The sequence below is a fragment of the Cognatiyoonia sp. IB215182 genome, from assembly GCF_033963905.1.
GTDB lineage: Bacteria > Pseudomonadota > Alphaproteobacteria > Rhodobacterales > Rhodobacteraceae > Yoonia.
The window spans coordinates 249805-266373 of sequence record NZ_JAXBMB010000007.1 but is presented as its reverse complement, the minus strand read 5'-3'; the positions used below and the strand labels follow the sequence as shown (position 1 = coordinate 266373).

The window sequence follows — 16569 nt, the reverse complement described above, 5'->3', positions numbered from 1 at the left end:
CCTATCCTTTCGTCGCGAGGACAGAGACCTGCTGACCCGGCACCAGACGATGCGCACCGGATTTGATCAGCTGCGCCCCATCGGCGAACGTGCCGCGCACATAGGCGCGGTCGCTTTCGGCATGCAGGATCTCAACCGCCGCTGTGCGCACAACGCCATCGTCAACCACCAGTACGGTCCAAACGCTTCCAGCGCCTTCCTGCAAGGCATCAATCGGCACCCAGGCCCCACGCGCCTGAACCGGCGTCTGCATGGTCAAGATCGCCGTTTGTCCGAACGCTGGCGCAGTTGGTGCGTCGACGTGAAGCAATGCGGTGCGTGTACGCGTGACCGGGTCGATATCGGGTCGCAGCTGTTTGATCCGGGCCGGATAGCTGGTGCCTGCAATCTCAATCTCGGCGTTTTCCAGCATATCGGGCGTAATCTGCAGCGGCAGCCCGATGCGCACGACGGGCGCCGTCGTTTCGATTAGGGTGAGCACATGTTGGCCCGCGCCCAGCGTTTCATTCGCTTCAACGGCTAGCGTCCCGACGCGTCCTGAAAACGGGGCGTAGACGACCGATTTGTCGAGATTGATCTGAACGCTTTGTAAGGCCGCATCGATTTCGGCAATCCGCGCGACTAACTCGTCCCGGCTGGCGCGGGCCTGATCGAGCGTCTCCTGGCTGGAGAATCCGTCGCCTAAGAGTTCTGTTGCGCGGATCAGGCGCGCTTCGGCAAATGTCAGTTGCGCGATTGTTGCATCGCGCGAGGCATTCAGGCGGGCTACCTCGGCTTCAAGAAGGGCGGTGTCTAACCGCGCGATCACGTCGCCTGCAGAAACAGCGGCTCCTTCTTCAACAGGTAGGTCGGCAAGACGGCCCCCAAGTTCGAACGAAATCGCAACTTCGGTATTGGCCTCGACCTGGCCAAGAAAGCGGCGAGTCAGCATATAGACGTCTTCGAACCGCAACGTTTCAATAGCAACCGGTGTCAGGTCGGCGGCAGCGGGTGGCGGTGTTTGCGACGCGCGATCTGTCAGAATCTCCGCGCCAACACTGACGGCAGCGCCCGCGCCGACAATGACGACCAATGTCCCGATCCCTGTCAGGCCACGTTTGACGAAACTTGGTTTTGTCTTGTCTTGCATAGGATCACCTCGCACAATGCAATGTTAGCGCTTCTAACATATGTTAGAAACTCTTACTTTGACAAGTGTTACGTTCTTTGAAAAAGACTGGATCATGGAAAACGTAAAAGAACCGACAAGACGCGAGCGCTATCACCACGGCGATTTACGCGCGCAATTGATTGAGGCAACACGGGCTCTGGTCGAAGAGAAGGGGCCTGACAACTTCTCGGTGTCAGAGGCCTGTCGCCGCGCCGGGGTGTCGACGGCCGCGCCCTACAAGCATTTCAAGGACAAGACCGAGATGCTGCGCGAGGTGGCCATGGCGGGCATGATTCGTCAGTCCGAGCAAATGGTCGCCGAAATTGCCCCGCATCCTGAGGGCAGTCAGGCACGCATCGTGGCGCTTGGCCGTGTCTATATCCGCTTTGCCACGACTGAGCCCGGCGTGTTCAGGCTGATGTTCACCTGGTCGGGCGAAGAGGAGGCGGATGATCAACTTCAGGCGCTTGGCGACCAGAAGTTTGAATTCGTGCAGATGGAGGTCGCCAAGTGTCACGGCCGCACCGAGATCGCCGACGAAGACCGCAACAAGGCGTTTCTGCTATGGAGTTTCGTTCACGGGCTGTCGTTTCTCAGCATCGATGGCAAGCTTGCGGACAACAAGATGCCCCATGATCTGGAAGACGTCCTTGTCGAAATCGCCGAGCGGATTGTGCCAGAGGCCAGCTGAAACCACACCGCCCCTTGCGCTTTTGTGGCCATTCCTGCAGCAATTGGGCGCAAGGCAAACTCCAAGCGGGACAGGTGGTTGGTGACGGACCAAGAGCAAATCAAGGCAGAATTCGCGCTGCGTAAACCATTGCTGCCAAAATGTTTTCTGCATTGGACGGAGGCTGCTAACGGGCACGAGGACGAGACGCTGCGCTTTGTCTCGTGGCGGCGGAACCTGACCTTGCAGGGGCAGTCTTTTCGGGAATTTGAAGAGGTTGTTGTGCCGCTTTTGAACGGTCAGTTGGATATCGATGCGATTTGCGACAAGGCCGGGCATCTCTTTTCAAAGTCCGACCTTCTGGCATCGCTCAACACGTTGGTACAGCAGGGCATTCTGGTTGAGGGCGACGGCGTGCCAACGGAGCCGGGCGCCATCGACCGCACGCCACAACTTGGCTGGCTGTCAGAAACAGCGCATGAGGGCATGGCGGCGCAAAAGCGGTTGGAGGCGGCACATGTTGTCGTCTTTGGGGCAGGCATGCATGGCGCCGTCGCAGCGCGTGCTCTGGTTGCGGCCGGGATCGGTCAGCTGACGCTTGTTGATCCCAATGAGGTGGCGGCTAGTGATCTTTACTTCTCTGGCCTGTTTCAGAAATCTGATCTTGGCAGGAACCGGGCCATGGCCCTCGCCACAGCTTTGCAGGCGGCAGATGGGGCGACGCAGGTCACACATTATGATGTGCGCCCGGCAGATCCAAATGCGGTCATGCCTCTGATCTCTGGCGCGCATCTGGCGTTGTGCTGCGTCGAGTCAGGTGAGCAGGCAACCGCACTTTATCTCAACATGGCCTGCAAGGCGGCAAATCTGGCATGGATCGCGGCGTCGCTGGAAGGAACCAATATCGTCCTCGGTCCCGGCTTTTTCCGACATGATGCCGGCCCGTGCTACATGTGCTGGCGCATGCGCGAGATGTCGGCAGCCCAAAACCAGTTCGCCCATGGCAGTACCGAGGCCTATCTGGGCAATCTGCAAAAAGACCTTTCCGGCAAGCGCGAGAACTTGGCAGTCTCGGCGGATATCGCCGGCGGTATGCTTGCGGCTGAGGCATTGACTTGGCTGTCAGGAACGAGCCTTCCCAACCTTGATGGATGCTTTCTGCAAATCACGATCCCCGGTCTGCATATGGAAAAGCATACTGTTCTGCGCAAACCCGGTTGCTCCGCCTGCGCTGCGGCACAGGCTGCTGAATGAGTGATCAGGATGAGAGTGCGCGACTGATTGCAGCCCTAGTGAGCCCGCGCTGCGGCATCGTCACCAGCTTGATCCCGCAAATGCGTGGACCGCAAGAGCCGACTCCGCCCTACCTTTGGAACGCGACACTGGCCCATTTCGACAGCCAGCAGACCCAGATCGGGGTGCGCGTGACGGGCGGCAAAGGCCGGACCGAGGCGGAGGCCAAGCTGTCGGCCTTGGGTGAGGGGATGGAACGCTACGCCTCGTTTCAGTGGGATCCCGCCCGTGTCCGCGTCGGCCTTGTCACCGCGGATGCGATTACGCCCGATGATTGCGTGCTTTATTCCAGCGCCCAGCATGCGGCAGGTTTTCCCTTTCCGCCTTGGTCGCCTGACACCCCCACATCCTGGATCACGGGCATCGAATTGCCTGGCGGAGCGCCGATCGAGATGCCAGCCTCTCAGGTCTATGCGCTTGGGCCTCCACCACGGATGGAGGATTTCTATACGCCCTCCGCCTCTAACGGTCTTGCCGCAGGGCCAAATCTGGATCACGCGATTCTTGGTGGCCTGCACGAGGTGATCGAACGTGATGCGTTCATGCTGACCTGGCTCAACAAGTTGCCAGCCCGCAAGATCATTCCGCCGGAAAGCGGATGCAACGCCGCCCCAATCATCCGGCACTACCGCCGTTTCGGCGTGGCGGTGCGCCTGTTCTGGCTGCACTCGGATCAGGCGGCATACGTTATCATGGCTGTCGCTGAGGATCCTCGTGAAGGCGGCATCTTTCGGGTTGTCGGCCTTGGTTGTGACGCTGACCCGGTCGTTGCCGTCGACAAGGCGGTTTTTGAGCTATGCCAGCTGCGAGCCGGTATGGTGGTACGGATGCAGATGGATGATTACGCGACCCGCCTGACAGGATATGATCAGGTGCAGACGCTGAATGATCACCCGCTTTTCCATACGATCCCGGAAAACGCGGCGGAGTTTGATTTTCTCGTCGATGACACGCCGCCATACGACCTCGCCAGTCTCGCCCGCCCGGAGCCGACCGATCTGCAGGGGCAGATTGAACGTGTGGTCAAGGCGGCGACGGAGACGGGCGCCCGCGTGGCTTATACGGATATCACGCCACCTGACATTGCGTCGCTCGGCCCGCGCGTCGTGCGTGTGATCATCACTGGGTTTCAGCCCATTCACTTCGGATATGGTCAGGGGCGCTATGGCGGACGGCGCCTTTTTGACGCCCCTGTGGCGTGGGGACTGCGCGATGAGCCTTTGACCGAGGACACGCTGAACCCGTGTCCGCATCCTTTGGCATAAGACATGAGCACAAATATCTATGATCCGACCGGCCTGTCGCAGCTTTTTCACCTGAACTCCGAGCCGTGGATCAGGCAAGACCCACAACCGACGAATCCGTTTCATCAAAGAACCAAGTTCTACCCGGATGCAGAGCGCGTGGCCCTGCCTGAAACCTCACCGGGTGCGGTAGACCAGCTTGCGGTGGCGCGCGTCTCGCAGCGTGCCTTTGCGGATAAACCAATGCCGCTCAACACATTTGCTGGGCTTCTACGGACGGCCTATGGGGTGACCGGGCCAGCGAATGCATTGGGAAACACGATATTGCGTCGTCCGGTTCCATCGGCGGGGGCGCTTTACCCGCTGGAAGTCTATGCGCTGGTTAGGAATGTGAGTGGGATCGCCGCAGGCATCTATCACTACGACGCAATCGGCGACGACCTCGCCGCCCTTGGCGGAGAAGGATGGGATCAGGCCGCCGCCCATGTATTTCTGTCATGGGAGAGTGTCGCCACGGCGCCTGTCATTTTGTGCTTGGGGGCCGAATTTGCTCGAACGCAGGCTAAATATGGGCCACGCGGCTACCGATACGTGTTGTTTGAGGCAGGGCACGTTACCCAGAACCTGTGCCTCGCTGCAGAGGAACGGGGTCTCAGCAGCCTCTGTATGGGCGGCTATTATGATGCGGCGCTTAACAAGATGATTGGCCTTGATGGCACGAACGAGGCGATTGTCTACACCATCGCGATTGGTGAGGCAGCCTAGCCCTTCGGTTCGTCATGCCGCCGTGCTGCAGCCGGGTAGACGCCCATGACATGCAGATGGTCGGTGAAGTAGCGCAGCTCTTCCAGCGCCAGTTGCACGTTCCGGTCGTCGGGATGCCCCTCAATCTCGGCGTAAAACTGGGTTGCGGTGAAAGCACCACCAACCATGTAGCTTTCGAGCTTGGTCATGTTGACGCCGTTCGTGGCAAAGCCGCCCATGGCCTTGTAAAGGGCTGCGGGGATGTTGCGCACCCGGAAGACAAAGCTTGTCATCATCCCGAACGTGCCGCGCCGCCGGTAATCGGGCTCGCGCGCCATGATCAGGAAACGCGTGGTATTCCGGTCGTGATCTTCGATGTGACGGGCGAGGATCTTGAGGCCGTAAATCTCAGCCGCGAGTTCGGAGGCGAGTGCGGCCATGCGCTTGTCGTCGCCTGCGGCAACTTCGCGCGCGGCTCTTGCATTGTCTGAGCTTGTGCGACCCTTGATCTGATGGCTGCGTAAAAACGCCCCGCATTGCGGCAGGATGACCGGGTGGCCAAACGCCTCTGTTACATCGTCAAGAACCGCATCCTTTGTGCCGAGCAAATTGATATGCACGCGCACGAAAGTCTCATCAACGATATGCAGCCCACTTTCCGGCAGCAGGGAATGGACATCGGCCACCCGTCCATAGGTGGAGTTTTCGACTGCGATCATGCCCAGCTCTGCATCGCCGTCCCGCACCGCGGCGATGGCGTCTTCAAACGTGCTACAGGGCAGGGGATCAAAGTCGGGGCGGGCGGTCACACATGCCTCGTGCCCATAGGCGCCCAGTTCACCCTGAAATGCGATTTTCGATGCCATTCTGCAGCCTCCCCACATCACCCCGTCAAAATGGGCGTTAGGTCGCGCCACTATACCTTGCAACCCGGTGTTGGAAGCGGATAGATAGCGCCGAAACACGCAAATGAGATGGAACGCGACATGTTCGACACAATGACGATGACCAAAGCGGTTGGCGCGCTTTGCGGCACGCTTTTGGTTTACCTGCTGGGCGCCTGGCTTGCGGAAGAGATCTATCACTCCGGCGGCCACGGAAAGGACCATGCGCAGGCTTATGTGATCGAGGTCGCCGATGCGGAAGGCGCGGCTGAGGAAGAGGTCGAAGAAGTGCCATTTTCTGTCATCTTCGCGTCGGCGAGTGCCGCAGACGGCGAAGGACTATGGCGCGGATGCCGGTCGTGCCACGCGCTTGAGGCGGGCCAGCACGGTACCGGCCCCGCGCTTTACGGTGTCGTCAACCGCCCCGTGCAGTTTTATGATGATTTCAACTATTCCGGCGCGCTGATTGACGCAGCCGAGGTCTGGACACCAGAAGAGTTGAACGCGTTTCTGGAAAACCCACGCGGTTATGCGCCGGGAACGATCATGAGCTATAACGGTATGCGCAGTGCGGAAGATCGCGCTAATCTGATCGCCTATCTCGCGACATTTGCCGATTGATTTCAGTGACATGAATGTGTTTTGGGCCGTCCAATCTGGACGGCCTTTGCACATTTATGACGGTGTCTTCACCATCTGTTCAACTAATCGGAACTTGAATATTTGCCATCGTGTCTTCTAGCTTCATTTATAAGTAATATGCTTTCGCCCAAACCGGAGACTGTGATGCAAAAACACCCTGAACCCCGTGCGGTTGCCAAAAGTCGCGAAATGCAGGCTTTTCCGCTCAAACACTGGTTCTGGGGATCTGTTTTGGGGTTTGGCGCCGTTCTCGCAGCAGGTCAGGTCTTTGCGCAGGATGAGCCGGTGATCATCGAAAGCCACGGGTTTAACGAATATGGCGAGTTGAAATACGCGATCGATGCGCCGCATCTGGACTACGTAAACCCCGAAGCGCCGCTTGGCGGGCAGATCAGTCTGGCCGTGGGCGGCACTTTCGACAGCATGAACCCGTTTGCGACATTGTCGGGCACACCCGGTGCGCTGTCTTCGTCCATTTTCGAGCGGATGATGGACTCGACATCGGACGAGGTCGGCTCACTTTACTGCGTGCTCTGCACCACGCTCGAATATCCCGAAGACCGGTCATATGTGATCTTCAATTTGCGCGATGATGTGACATTCTCTGACGGCACACCGATGACCGCCCATGATGTCGTTTTTACCCATGAATTGTTCCGCGAACAGGGCACGCCGTCTTACGCCACCTACATCCAGCAACTCGTGCCGTCTTACGAAGCCGTTGACGATTACACCGTCAGGTTCGACTTCAATCCCGACTTTCCCCTACGCGGGCGGATCTCGCAAATGGGCACGACAATTGTAATGTCGAAGGCCTGGTTTGAGGAAACCGGTGCCCGCATGGATGAGGCACGGCTGGAAACGTCTCCCGGAACTGGTGAATACCGCATTTCTTCGGTCGATCCCGGTCGTCAGATCATCTACACCCGCAATCCCGACTATTGGGGCGCCGATCATCCGATGCGGATTGGTCGGGGAAATTACGATTCCATCCGGATCGAATATTTCGCCGACACCGATACGGCGTTTGAGGCGTTCAAAGCCGGTGAGTTCACATTGCGCCGCGAGACAAGCTCGATCAACTGGGCGACATCCTATGATTTCCCGGCTATCGAACGGGGGCAGGTGATCAAGAAAGAGTTTGCTGAGGGCACGCCGCCGCGTGCCAACGGCTTTGTCTTCAATATGCGGCTTGATAAGTTTCAGGATCGCAATGTGCGCCGGGCCCTGGGCCTGATGTATAACTTCACCTGGACCAACGAAAACCTGCAATATGGTCTGTTTCAGCAGCGCGAAGCCTTTTGGGAGAATGATCGTCTGAAAGCGGTGGGTTTGCCGGAAGGGCGCGAGCTTGAGATCCTCGAAACTGTGCGTGACCTGCTGCCAGAGGCGATTTTCACCGAAGAGGCCCTGTTGCCGCATGAAAGTGGTAACCGCCCGCTTGATCGCGGCAACCTGCGTCAGGCGCTTGCCCTGATAGAAGAGGCCGGCTTTACATCCGGCGATGACGGTCTTTTGCGCGATGCAAATGGCAACACGCTTGATGTCGAATTGCTTGAGACGCGGCAGTCCTTTGACCGCATCTTTAACCCCTATATCGAGAATCTGCAGCGGCTTGGGGTGAATGCCACCTATAACCGGGTGGACCCGTCCCAATATCAGGCACGGACCCAGAGCAACGATTTTGACATGATTTTTGACGGTTACCGCAACGGCCTGCAGGAAGGTGCGGGTCTTGGTCAAAAATATGGCTGTGAAGATCGTGATGACGTCTTCAACCCGGCCGGTTTCTGCTCTGAGGCCGTCGACGCCATTACCGAGCTTGTAAAGGTTGCCGAGAATTATGACGACATGGCAGCAGGCGTGCGGGCCATCGATCGGATCATGCGTTACGAGTACTTCATGGTGCCCACCTATTTTAACCCGACAAACTGGGTCGCCTATTACGACTTCTACGAATACCCTGAAAATCTGCCCGAATTTGGCCTTGGCCATCTGGATTACTGGTGGATCAACGAAGAAAAATTCGAAGCCCTGCGCGCGGCAGACGCGTTCAAGTAAGGCGCGATCATGGGCGCCTATATCCTTCGCAGATTGCTGCTTGTGATCCCCACCTTGCTGGGGATCATGATCGTCAATTTCGCCCTGATACAGTTTGTGCCTGGCGGTCCGATCCAGCAGATATTGGCCAATCTCGAAGGGCAGGGTGATGTCTTTGAAGCGATTGCCGGTGGCGCTGGTGATGCAGAGATCGAAAGCGATCTGGACAGCGATTATATCGGTGCACGCGGTCTCCCACCTGAGTTCATCGAACAGCTTGAGCGGGAATTCGGTTTTGACAAACCCCCACTTGAGCGGTTCCTGAACATGATGTGGGACTATATCCGCTTTGATTTTGGCGAAAGCTATTTCCGCTCGATCAGCGTGTTTGATCTGGTGATCGAAAAGATGCCGGTCTCGATCACACTGGGGCTATGGTCCACCCTCATCGCCTATCTGGTCTCGATCCCCCTGGGCATCAAAAAGGCCGTGCGCGACGGCACGCCATTTGACACCTGGACATCGGGTGCCATCATCGTCGGCTACGCCATACCGGGTTTTCTTTTCGCGATCCTGTTGATCGTGCTTTTCGCGGGCGGCTCCTATTTCCGCATCTTCCCGCTGCGTGGCCTGACCTCTTCCGACTGGGAGGCGATGACATGGCTGGGGCGCTTTGCGCTTTACCTGCCATGGATGCTGGCGATGCTGGCCGCGGCCTTTGTGGCGGCAAAGGCGCTGCGCCCACGCCTTGGCTACGGTTTGGGCGGCTTCCTTGGCGTGGCAGGCGCGGGGCTCGTCGCTGCACTGATCTCTGGCCAGACCTTCGGGTCGGACCGCGCGCATGTGGTTGTGCCGATGATCGTGGCCGCAGGCGGGTTTTGGGCCGCGCATCGCGCGCTGGCCGCACGCCCCGATGATGCCCACAAGAACAGGATTGATCCCTGGCTGGTCTGCGTCACGATCATGGGCCTGATCGGGGGGCTGATCGTCGTCGGTTTGGCTTTGGTGACGGGGCTTATCCCAGCAGTGCCGACGGGCATGGCTTCGGTCCCCAGCAACGCGTTATTCGGAAGGGTGGGCGACTATTTCTGGCACATCACGCTGCCGGTCGTGGCCTCGACCATCGCCGCCTTTGCAACACTCACTCTGCTGACCAAGAACAGCTTCCTGGACGAGATCAAGAAGCAATACGTGATGACCGCCCGCGCCAAGGGCCTGTCCGAGGCGCGCGTCCTTTACGGCCACGTCTTCCGCAACGGGATGCTGATCGTGATCTCAGGCTTTCCGGCATTGTTCATCGGTGTTTTCTTCGGTGGCTCGCTGATTATCGAGACGCTGTTTTCGCTCGATGGCTTGGGGCGTCTGGGGTTTGAGGCGGCGGTGGCGCGGGACTATCCGGTTGTGTTCGGCACGCTCTTTGCCTTTTCGCTGATCGGGCTGATCGTGGGGATCCTCACCGATCTCACTTACGTCCTGATCGACCCTCGCATTGATTTCGAGGCGCGAAACTGATGGCGCGTCGTCCGTTCCTCTCCCCCCTCAACCAGCGCCGCCTGCGCAATTTCAAGCGCAACAAACGCGCCTATTGGTCGCTCATCATCTTTGGTGTGCTGTTTGGCCTCTCGCTGATGGCGGAGTTCATCGCCAACGACAAGCCCATCGCCGTCAGCTACCGCGGCGAGATCCGCATGCCGATCTTTTCCTTCTATTCCGAGCGCGACTTTGGCGGCGATTTCCCAACCGAGGCAGGCTATGGCGAGGTTGAGGTTGATTGTCTGATCATCACCGGCGGGCTTGAGGCGTGTTTTGACGACCCTGAGGGCCTGATCGCTGCGGCGCAAGCGGGTGAGGTGCTTGAGGGTGATTTTCAGAAAGGGTGGATGCTCTGGCCGATCATTCCCTATTCCTACAACACGATCGTTGATGTGCGCGGGGTCGCGCCGTCGGCCCCCTCTGCGGATAACTGGCTGGGCACCGACGACACCAAGCGCGACGTCATGGCGCGGGTCATCTATGGTTTCCGATTATCGGTGACCTTCGCGCTGACCGTCACAATCGCGGCCTCGATCATCGGGATCATGGCGGGAGCGGTGCAGGGCTATTTCGGTGGCTGGACCGACCTTTTGTTCCAGCGCTTTATCGAGATTTGGAACGGCATGCCGTCACTTTACGTCATCATCATCGTCTTTGCGATTGTGGGGCGAAGTTACTGGCTCCTTGTCTTCCTGACAGTGCTGTTCGGCTGGCCCGCCCTGGTCGGGGTGGTCAGGGCCGAGTTCCTGCGCGCGCGCAATCTGGAATATGTGCGGGCGGCCAAGGCGTTGGGCGTGCGTGATCGCGTGATCATGTTCCGGCACATGCTGCCCAACGCGATGGTTGCCACGCTGACCATGCTGCCCTTCCTGATCACCGGCGCAATCGGCGGGCTCGCAGCACTCGACTTCCTGGGCTTTGGTTTGCCATCGTCAGCACCGTCTTTGGGTGAGATGACGCTGCAAGCCAAACAGAACCTGCAGGCCCCGTGGCTCGCCTTCACCGCGTTCTTTACATTTGCGATCATGTTGTCGCTGCTCGTGTTCATCTTCGAAGGCGTGCGCGACGCGTTCGACCCGCGCAAGACGTTCGTAGCGGATGGCGATGCTGTCATTGACCAGACCGTATTTGAGGCCGAGATGCCGCTCGCTAAGACCGGGACCGATGCCAGATGAGTGACACGGTTCTGGACGTCCGCAACCTGCGCGTGGCTTTCCGACAGGATGGTGCCACGACCCATGCGGTGCGCGGCATCTCGTTTCAGATCAACAAGGGTGAGACGGTCGCGATTGTGGGCGAAAGCGGGTCTGGCAAATCCGTCAGCGCGCTGTCCACCGTACAATTGCTGGGCGACAGCGCCGTCATGGCCGGTTCCATCCGCTATCAGGGGCAGGAGATGGTGGGCGCAGATACCGCCACTTTGCGCCGCGTCCGGGGCAACGATATCAGCTTCATCTTTCAAGAGCCGATGACATCGCTCAACCCGCTCCACACGATTGAAAAGCAACTGGCCGAAAGCATTGAACTGCATCAGGGCCTACGCGGCGCCGCTTTGCGGAACCGCATTATTGAGCTTTTGAACCGTGTCGGCATCCGGGACGCTGATAACCGGCTGACATCTTATCCGCACCAACTTTCGGGCGGGCAGCGACAACGCGTCATGATCGCCATGGCCCTTGCTAACGGACCAGACCTCTTGATCGCGGATGAGCCGACGACCGCCCTCGATGTCACGATCCAGGCCCAGATCCTCGACCTTCTTGCCGAGTTGAAACGTGATGAGGGCATGTCGATGCTGTTCATCACCCATGACCTGACCATTGTCCGCAAGATCGCCGACCGAGTCTGTGTGATGAAGGATGGTGAGATTGTCGAAAGCGGCGCAACCGATCAGATTTTCGGCAGCCCGCAGCACCCTTACACACAAATGCTCCTGGCCTCGGAATCGGCGGGCGGACCTGCCCCCGTTGAACCCGACGCGCCAGTGGTGCTGGAGACGGATAATGCGAAGATCTGGTTCCCGATCCAGCGCGGGCTGCTGCGGCGCACGGTAGGGCATGTGAAGGCCGTCAATCAGGCCACGCTGACATTGCGCGCGGGCGAAACGCTGGGCGTGGTCGGCGAAAGCGGGTCGGGCAAGACGACGCTGGCGCTTGCCGTGATGCGACTGATCCAGTCCGAAGGGCGCATCGTGTTTCAGGGCCAGGAAATTCAGGGCTTCAATCAGCGGCAGATGCGCCCCCTCCGCAGTGATATGCAGATCGTGTTTCAGGACCCGTACGGATCGCTCAGCCCACGCATGACGGTGGCCGAGATCGTCGCTGAGGGCTTGGGCGTGCACGATATTGATCCTGGCCGCAACCGACGCGACATGGTGGCGGAGATTTTGCAGGAGGTCGGGCTTGATCCGTCCCTGATGGATCGATATCCGCACGAGTTTTCAGGCGGCCAGCGCCAGCGCATCGCGGTCGCGCGCGCCATGATCCTGCGCCCGAAACTGCTGATCCTGGATGAGCCGACAAGCGCGTTGGATATGACGGTTCAGGTGCAGATCGTGCACCTTTTCCGCGAATTGCAGCAGCGGCACGGGCTTGCCTATCTCTTTATCAGCCATGACCTCAAAGTCGTGCGCGCGCTGTCGCACAAGGTGATGGTGATGAAGCAGGGGGACGTGGTCGAGGCGGGCGATGCCGATGCAATCTTTGACGCGCCACAGACCGAATATACGAAGGCGTTGATGGCTGCCGCCTTTGATGGAAAGGTGGCGTAGGGGCGCGCAATCATCTGGGACCTTCAGATGCCGATCGTTGAAATCTCAACCCATTTTGACGCCTCTCCAGATCAGGTTTGGGACGCGCTGCAAAAGCCACGCCTGCTGCAATTCGTGGCGCGTCCTATCCTGCACTTCACACCCATTGATCCTCCGCAATTTCCAGAGCGGTGGACGCCGCGGGATTACACCGTGCGCATGTGGTTTTTGGGCGTTCTGCCGGTCGGGCGTCAGATCATCGGCCTGTCGCATCCGCCAGCGGAAAGGGATGAGCGCCTTATTCGCGATAATGGCCGCAGTGCGATCATCAAGCGCTGGGACCATCTGATCTCAATCGCGCCGGAGGATGGCGGCACCCGCTACACAGACCGGGTCGAGATTGAGGCCGGGCTGTTCACGCCCTTCATAGTGGCCTTTGCTCAAATCTTTTATCGGCACCGCCAGCGGCGATGGCGGCACCTGATTGCCAAGGATTTCAACGATCCGCGTTTCTAGTGCGGGTGGTCTAGCTATCCGAGCCAATCATGAAACACGTCGTCCCGCGTGCCTGCAGCCTGCGGCAGGCCAGATCTGCGCCCTCGCGCGTGAGACCCATGAAATTTGCATCAAACCCGCCAGAGCGTTGCACGACCCGGCGCAATGCCCCGTCGAGCGAGCTCATCTCGTTCAGGGCAACTCGCAAGAGCACCCGTTCGGCATCGTAACGCGTGTTGTAGCGGCCCACATTCACGCCCCAATGCCGTCCGCCAGACGTGGAAATCCGGGTTACCACTTCGGGTTCGGTGTTGACGACAGGGGGCGGTGGGGGTGCCGCGGCAGCCACCACCGTTTCAGCCGGGCGCGTTGCGGGTGTTACCGCAGGCGTGGCCGTCGCGACGGCTGTAGTCTCGGCCGGGGCGGATGCGCCAAGCGCCTCGGCCACGGCCGCATCAACGGCGCTCGCCAACACCGCATCGATGCTGTCTGTATCGACGGCGGCAACGAGCGCTTCCGGCTCAGGCGCCTGGGGTAAAGGTCTGGCGATGGGGCGCATGCTGGTTGCGACCAGCCCATTGACCCGAACAATCTTGCCGCCCGGAATGGCGCCACCGCTGTTGCCGCTGTTGCTCGAGAGCATCGCAACAGGTGGGTTGGGCCGGCGGATCGTTGCGCGTGACGGCGCGCGATTAAAGCCCATATCCATCAGTTCCGTGATCCGCGCATTTCGCGCGGCTGTTGATGATCCGCCAAAGACAGTTGCAATGATCCGCTCCTGCCCGCGCTGGGCAGAGGCAACCAGATTGAAACCTGCCGCACGTGTGTAACCCGTTTTGATGCCGTCGCCGCCTTCATAGGCATCCAGCCAACGGCGGTTTGTGTGGCGCACGGTCGCAATGCCCGCATCAGCCGAACGACGCGAGAAGAGGTTATAGTATTGGGGGAAATCGTAGATCACGTGCCGCCCCAGGATCGACATATCTCTTGCTGTCGAGAGATGGCCCGATTGCGTTAGCCCGTGGGCATTCCGAAAGGTTGTGTTGCGCATCCCCATCGCCCGAGCGGTGCGGTTCATGCGTGTGGCAAAGGCTTCTTCTGAGCCCGATATCGCCTCGGCAATGGCGGTCGAGGCATCATTGGCCGATTTCACTGCTGCTGCACGCAGCAAGAACCGCAGACGGATCGTTTGCCCCTGCCGCAAGCCCAGCTTCGACGGCGGCTCTGACGCGGCCAACCGGCTAATCGTCACCGGCGTATCAAGCGAGATCTCGCCCCTCTGCACCGCCTGAAACGCGATGTAAAGCGTCATCATCTTGGTCAGCGATGCGGGATGCAGCCGCGTGTCGGCATTGCGCGAATGCAAAACCTCACCGGTACGCGCATCCATCACCATGGCCGCATAAGGCGCGCTGCCCGCCCTGATCGGCGCGAGCATCAATGACATCAACAATACACAAAGAAATAGACCCTGCAGGGCCACCTGTCCCGAACGACTTGCCACGTCGCTTGCCTCTTTTTCTGCCTCAATGGCCCCGAATTTTTCCGGTGGCCTTATTGTTATGACGTTACGCTAACATAAGTCTGATTTTCAGAAAATACCCCAATTTCAAAGACTTTGGCGCTGACTCTGAAGTGTAGACGCAAGATTTCGTTGTCGCTGGAACAGATGCCACAAAAAGCGCGATTTGCCCCTGAAAGTGACACCGCGGCTTTGTGAGAAGGATGGGGTTTTCACAAAAGTCCTGTGCCTTATATATAGGCCCATCGGATTCAAGGATGCTATATGCAATCGACGGTTTACATGATGGCTGGAAAAGACGACGCGGATGACGGTGACGTCGGAGTCGTGCTGGAAACAAAGCCCAAGACAAAACGTCCGCCGATGTACAAGGTTCTGATTTTAAACGATGATTTCACGCCGATGGAATTTGTCGTGCATGTGTTGGAGCGGTTTTTCGGGCTGTCGCACGCGCAAGCCTTTGAATTGATGCTAACCGTTCACAAAAAAGGTGTGGCGGTTGTGGGTGTCTTCAGCCACGAAATAGCAGAAACGAAAGTGGCGCAAGTGATGGACTTTGCGCAACGCCACCAACACCCCCTGCAATGCACGATGGAGAAAGAATAGCGGCACGCCGCTTTCTTGACTGATGTCGCAATCCCGTCTCAGCAGCGCCCTTGATGATGGCAGTATCACGTTGCCAAACGGCAACATTGCCCTGATGCGCCCTCCTGCGACTTATGATGTCGCGGCATTGCCGCGCGACTGTCTGCAGATCGTTCACGGCTTCTATCCGGATCATGCCGCCTGGCAGGGGGCGGGTTTTGAGGTCTCCCAAAGCCTCGGCCCGGCTGCGACGGCCATGGTCGTCGTGCCGCGTGCCAAGGCGCTGGCCCGCGCCATGATTGCAGAGGCTTGTGCCACAGCCGAATTTGTCATCGTAGATGGGCAAAAGACGGACGGCGTCGACAGCCTTTTTAAATCCTGCCGCGCCGTCTTGGGGGACTTGCCCTCCATCACCAAAGCGCATGGGCGGCTCTTCTGGTTTCCGGCCACAGACGCCTTCGCAGATTGGGCCGCACCACCGCCCGCCAAGGGGCTGCATGGGTTTTTCACAACCGCAGGTGTGTTCTCGGACGGGGCGGTTGATGCAGGTTCGGCACTGTTGGCCGATCTACTGCCCGCAAAGCTGCCTGCGCGCATGGCGGACCTTGGCGCGGGCTGGGGGTATTTGGCGCAAGCGGCACTCACCCGCGACGGCATCCAGTCCATCGACCTGATTGAGGCCGAGGCCCTGTCCCTCGATTGCGCGCGGCTGAATGTTACCGACGGCCGCGCGCAATTTCATTGGGCCGATGCCACGCATTTCACCGCCGATCCGCCCTATGGCGGCATCGTCATGAACCCGCCCTTCCATAACGGTCGCGCGGCTGATCCATCGCTTGGGCGGCGCTTCATTCAGGCGGCTGCGCGCCTTTTGGCGCCGCATGGCAAGCTCTGGATGGTGGCAAACCGTCATTTGCCGTATGAAGCAACGATGACCGAATGTTTCCGCAATGTAGACATCATTGGCGGCAATGGTGCCTTCAAGATCTTTCATGCGACCCGGCCCCAGCGCTGAGCG

General features: G+C 59.0%; 15 protein-coding genes. 12 read left to right on the top strand and 3 right to left on the bottom strand.

Annotated features, from left to right (window positions below):
* Position 1: 1 nt before the first annotated feature.
* Positions 2-1129, bottom strand: coding sequence for an efflux RND transporter periplasmic adaptor subunit (locus SLH47_RS16325; protein WP_320240779.1), 1128 nt, complete (start codon positions 1127-1129; stop codon positions 2-4).
* A 94-nt stretch (positions 1130-1223) separates the two neighbouring features.
* Between SLH47_RS16325 and SLH47_RS16320 the strand changes: the two genes are divergently transcribed.
* The 4 genes from SLH47_RS16320 (at position 1224) to SLH47_RS16305 (ending at position 5122) form a co-directional block, all read left to right on the top strand.
* Positions 1224-1841 (top strand): TetR/AcrR family transcriptional regulator, encoded by a 618-nt coding sequence (locus SLH47_RS16320; RefSeq protein ID WP_320240777.1) that lies wholly within the window; start codon positions 1224-1226, stop codon positions 1839-1841.
* Positions 1842-1922: 81 nt separating this feature from the next.
* Positions 1923-3074, top strand: a complete 1152-nt coding sequence (locus SLH47_RS16315) for a TOMM precursor leader peptide-binding protein (protein WP_320240775.1) — start codon at positions 1923-1925, stop codon at positions 3072-3074.
* On the top strand, positions 3071-4378 hold the full coding sequence (locus tag SLH47_RS16310; RefSeq protein WP_320240774.1) for a YcaO-like family protein: 1308 nt from the start codon (positions 3071-3073) through the stop codon (positions 4376-4378). The genes SLH47_RS16315 and SLH47_RS16310 overlap by 4 nt, the downstream gene beginning before the upstream one ends.
* A gap of 3 nt (positions 4379-4381) precedes the next feature.
* The gene (locus SLH47_RS16305) at positions 4382-5122 is read left to right on the top strand and encodes a SagB/ThcOx family dehydrogenase (protein ID WP_320240772.1); all 741 of its coding nucleotides are present in this window, start codon (positions 4382-4384) and stop codon (positions 5120-5122) included.
* Here the strand turns inward: SLH47_RS16305 and SLH47_RS16300 are convergent.
* A complete protein-coding gene (locus SLH47_RS16300; RefSeq protein ID WP_320240770.1) occupies positions 5119-5967 on the bottom strand; it encodes a prephenate dehydratase in 849 nt (282 codons plus the stop codon). The two genes, SLH47_RS16305 and SLH47_RS16300, sit on opposite strands and share 4 nt — an antisense overlap.
* 120 nt (positions 5968-6087) lie before the next feature.
* Here SLH47_RS16300 and SLH47_RS16295 point away from each other — a divergent pair, with 120 nt between their 5' ends.
* From SLH47_RS16295 to SLH47_RS16270, 6 genes are all read left to right on the top strand, one after another.
* The gene (locus tag SLH47_RS16295) at positions 6088-6606 is read left to right on the top strand and encodes a c-type cytochrome (protein ID WP_320240769.1); all 519 of its coding nucleotides are present in this window, start codon (positions 6088-6090) and stop codon (positions 6604-6606) included.
* Positions 6607-6771: 165 nt separating this feature from the next.
* A complete protein-coding gene (locus SLH47_RS16290) occupies positions 6772-8688 on the top strand; it encodes an extracellular solute-binding protein (protein WP_320240768.1) in 1917 nt (638 codons plus the stop codon).
* Positions 8689-8697: 9 nt separating this feature from the next.
* Positions 8698-10179, top strand: a complete 1482-nt coding sequence (locus SLH47_RS16285; protein WP_320240766.1) for a microcin C ABC transporter permease YejB — start codon at positions 8698-8700, stop codon at positions 10177-10179.
* Positions 10179-11375: an ABC transporter permease gene (locus SLH47_RS16280; protein WP_320240764.1), complete on the top strand. Its 1197-nt coding sequence runs from the start codon at positions 10179-10181 to the stop codon at positions 11373-11375. The genes SLH47_RS16285 and SLH47_RS16280 overlap by 1 nt, the downstream gene beginning before the upstream one ends.
* Positions 11372-12970 carry an ABC transporter ATP-binding protein gene (locus SLH47_RS16275; RefSeq protein ID WP_320240762.1) on the top strand — a complete coding sequence of 533 codons (1599 nt, stop codon included), beginning with the start codon at positions 11372-11374 and terminating at the stop codon, positions 12968-12970. The genes SLH47_RS16280 and SLH47_RS16275 overlap by 4 nt, the downstream gene beginning before the upstream one ends.
* 27 nt (positions 12971-12997) lie before the next feature.
* Positions 12998-13465 carry a hypothetical protein gene (locus SLH47_RS16270; protein WP_320240760.1) on the top strand — a complete coding sequence of 156 codons (468 nt, stop codon included), beginning with the start codon at positions 12998-13000 and terminating at the stop codon, positions 13463-13465.
* Between the two features lie 10 nt (positions 13466-13475).
* Here SLH47_RS16270 and SLH47_RS16265 read toward each other — a convergent pair whose 3' ends face one another.
* Positions 13476-14891 (bottom strand): D-alanyl-D-alanine carboxypeptidase family protein, encoded by a 1416-nt coding sequence (locus SLH47_RS16265; RefSeq protein ID WP_320240758.1) that lies wholly within the window; start codon positions 14889-14891, stop codon positions 13476-13478.
* Positions 14892-15230: 339 nt separating this feature from the next.
* On the opposite strand from SLH47_RS16265, the gene clpS reads away from it, so the two are divergent.
* Both clpS and SLH47_RS16255 read left to right on the top strand, forming a co-directional pair.
* A complete protein-coding gene (clpS, locus tag SLH47_RS16260; protein WP_320240756.1) occupies positions 15231-15572 on the top strand; it encodes an ATP-dependent Clp protease adapter ClpS in 342 nt (113 codons plus the stop codon).
* Positions 15573-15594: 22 nt separating this feature from the next.
* Complete coding sequence (locus tag SLH47_RS16255) at positions 15595-16566, top strand: class I SAM-dependent methyltransferase (protein ID WP_320240754.1); 972 nt, start codon at positions 15595-15597, stop codon at positions 16564-16566.
* The last annotated feature ends 3 nt before the right edge of the window (positions 16567-16569 follow it).

Coding starts and splice junctions, on each gene's coding strand:
- SLH47_RS16270 (WP_320240760.1), top strand. CDS start 12,998: ATGCCGATCGTTGAAATCTCAACCCATTTTGACGCCTCTCCAGATCAG.
- SLH47_RS16290 (WP_320240768.1), top strand. CDS start 6,772: ATGCAAAAACACCCTGAACCCCGTGCGGTTGCCAAAAGTCGCGAAATG.
- SLH47_RS16305 (WP_320240772.1), top strand. CDS start 4,382: ATGAGCACAAATATCTATGATCCGACCGGCCTGTCGCAGCTTTTTCAC.
- SLH47_RS16265 (WP_320240758.1), bottom strand. CDS start 14,891: ATGTCATTGATGCTCGCGCCGATCAGGGCGGGCAGCGCGCCTTATGCG.
- clpS (WP_320240756.1), top strand. CDS start 15,231: ATGCAATCGACGGTTTACATGATGGCTGGAAAAGACGACGCGGATGAC.
- SLH47_RS16275 (WP_320240762.1), top strand. CDS start 11,372: ATGAGTGACACGGTTCTGGACGTCCGCAACCTGCGCGTGGCTTTCCGA.
- SLH47_RS16280 (WP_320240764.1), top strand. CDS start 10,179: ATGGCGCGTCGTCCGTTCCTCTCCCCCCTCAACCAGCGCCGCCTGCGC.
- SLH47_RS16320 (WP_320240777.1), top strand. CDS start 1,224: ATGGAAAACGTAAAAGAACCGACAAGACGCGAGCGCTATCACCACGGC.
- SLH47_RS16300 (WP_320240770.1), bottom strand. CDS start 5,967: ATGGCATCGAAAATCGCATTTCAGGGTGAACTGGGCGCCTATGGGCAC.
- SLH47_RS16255 (WP_320240754.1), top strand. CDS start 15,595: ATGTCGCAATCCCGTCTCAGCAGCGCCCTTGATGATGGCAGTATCACG.
- SLH47_RS16310 (WP_320240774.1), top strand. CDS start 3,071: ATGAGTGATCAGGATGAGAGTGCGCGACTGATTGCAGCCCTAGTGAGC.
- SLH47_RS16325 (WP_320240779.1), bottom strand. CDS start 1,129: ATGCAAGACAAGACAAAACCAAGTTTCGTCAAACGTGGCCTGACAGGG.
- SLH47_RS16285 (WP_320240766.1), top strand. CDS start 8,698: ATGGGCGCCTATATCCTTCGCAGATTGCTGCTTGTGATCCCCACCTTG.
- SLH47_RS16295 (WP_320240769.1), top strand. CDS start 6,088: ATGTTCGACACAATGACGATGACCAAAGCGGTTGGCGCGCTTTGCGGC.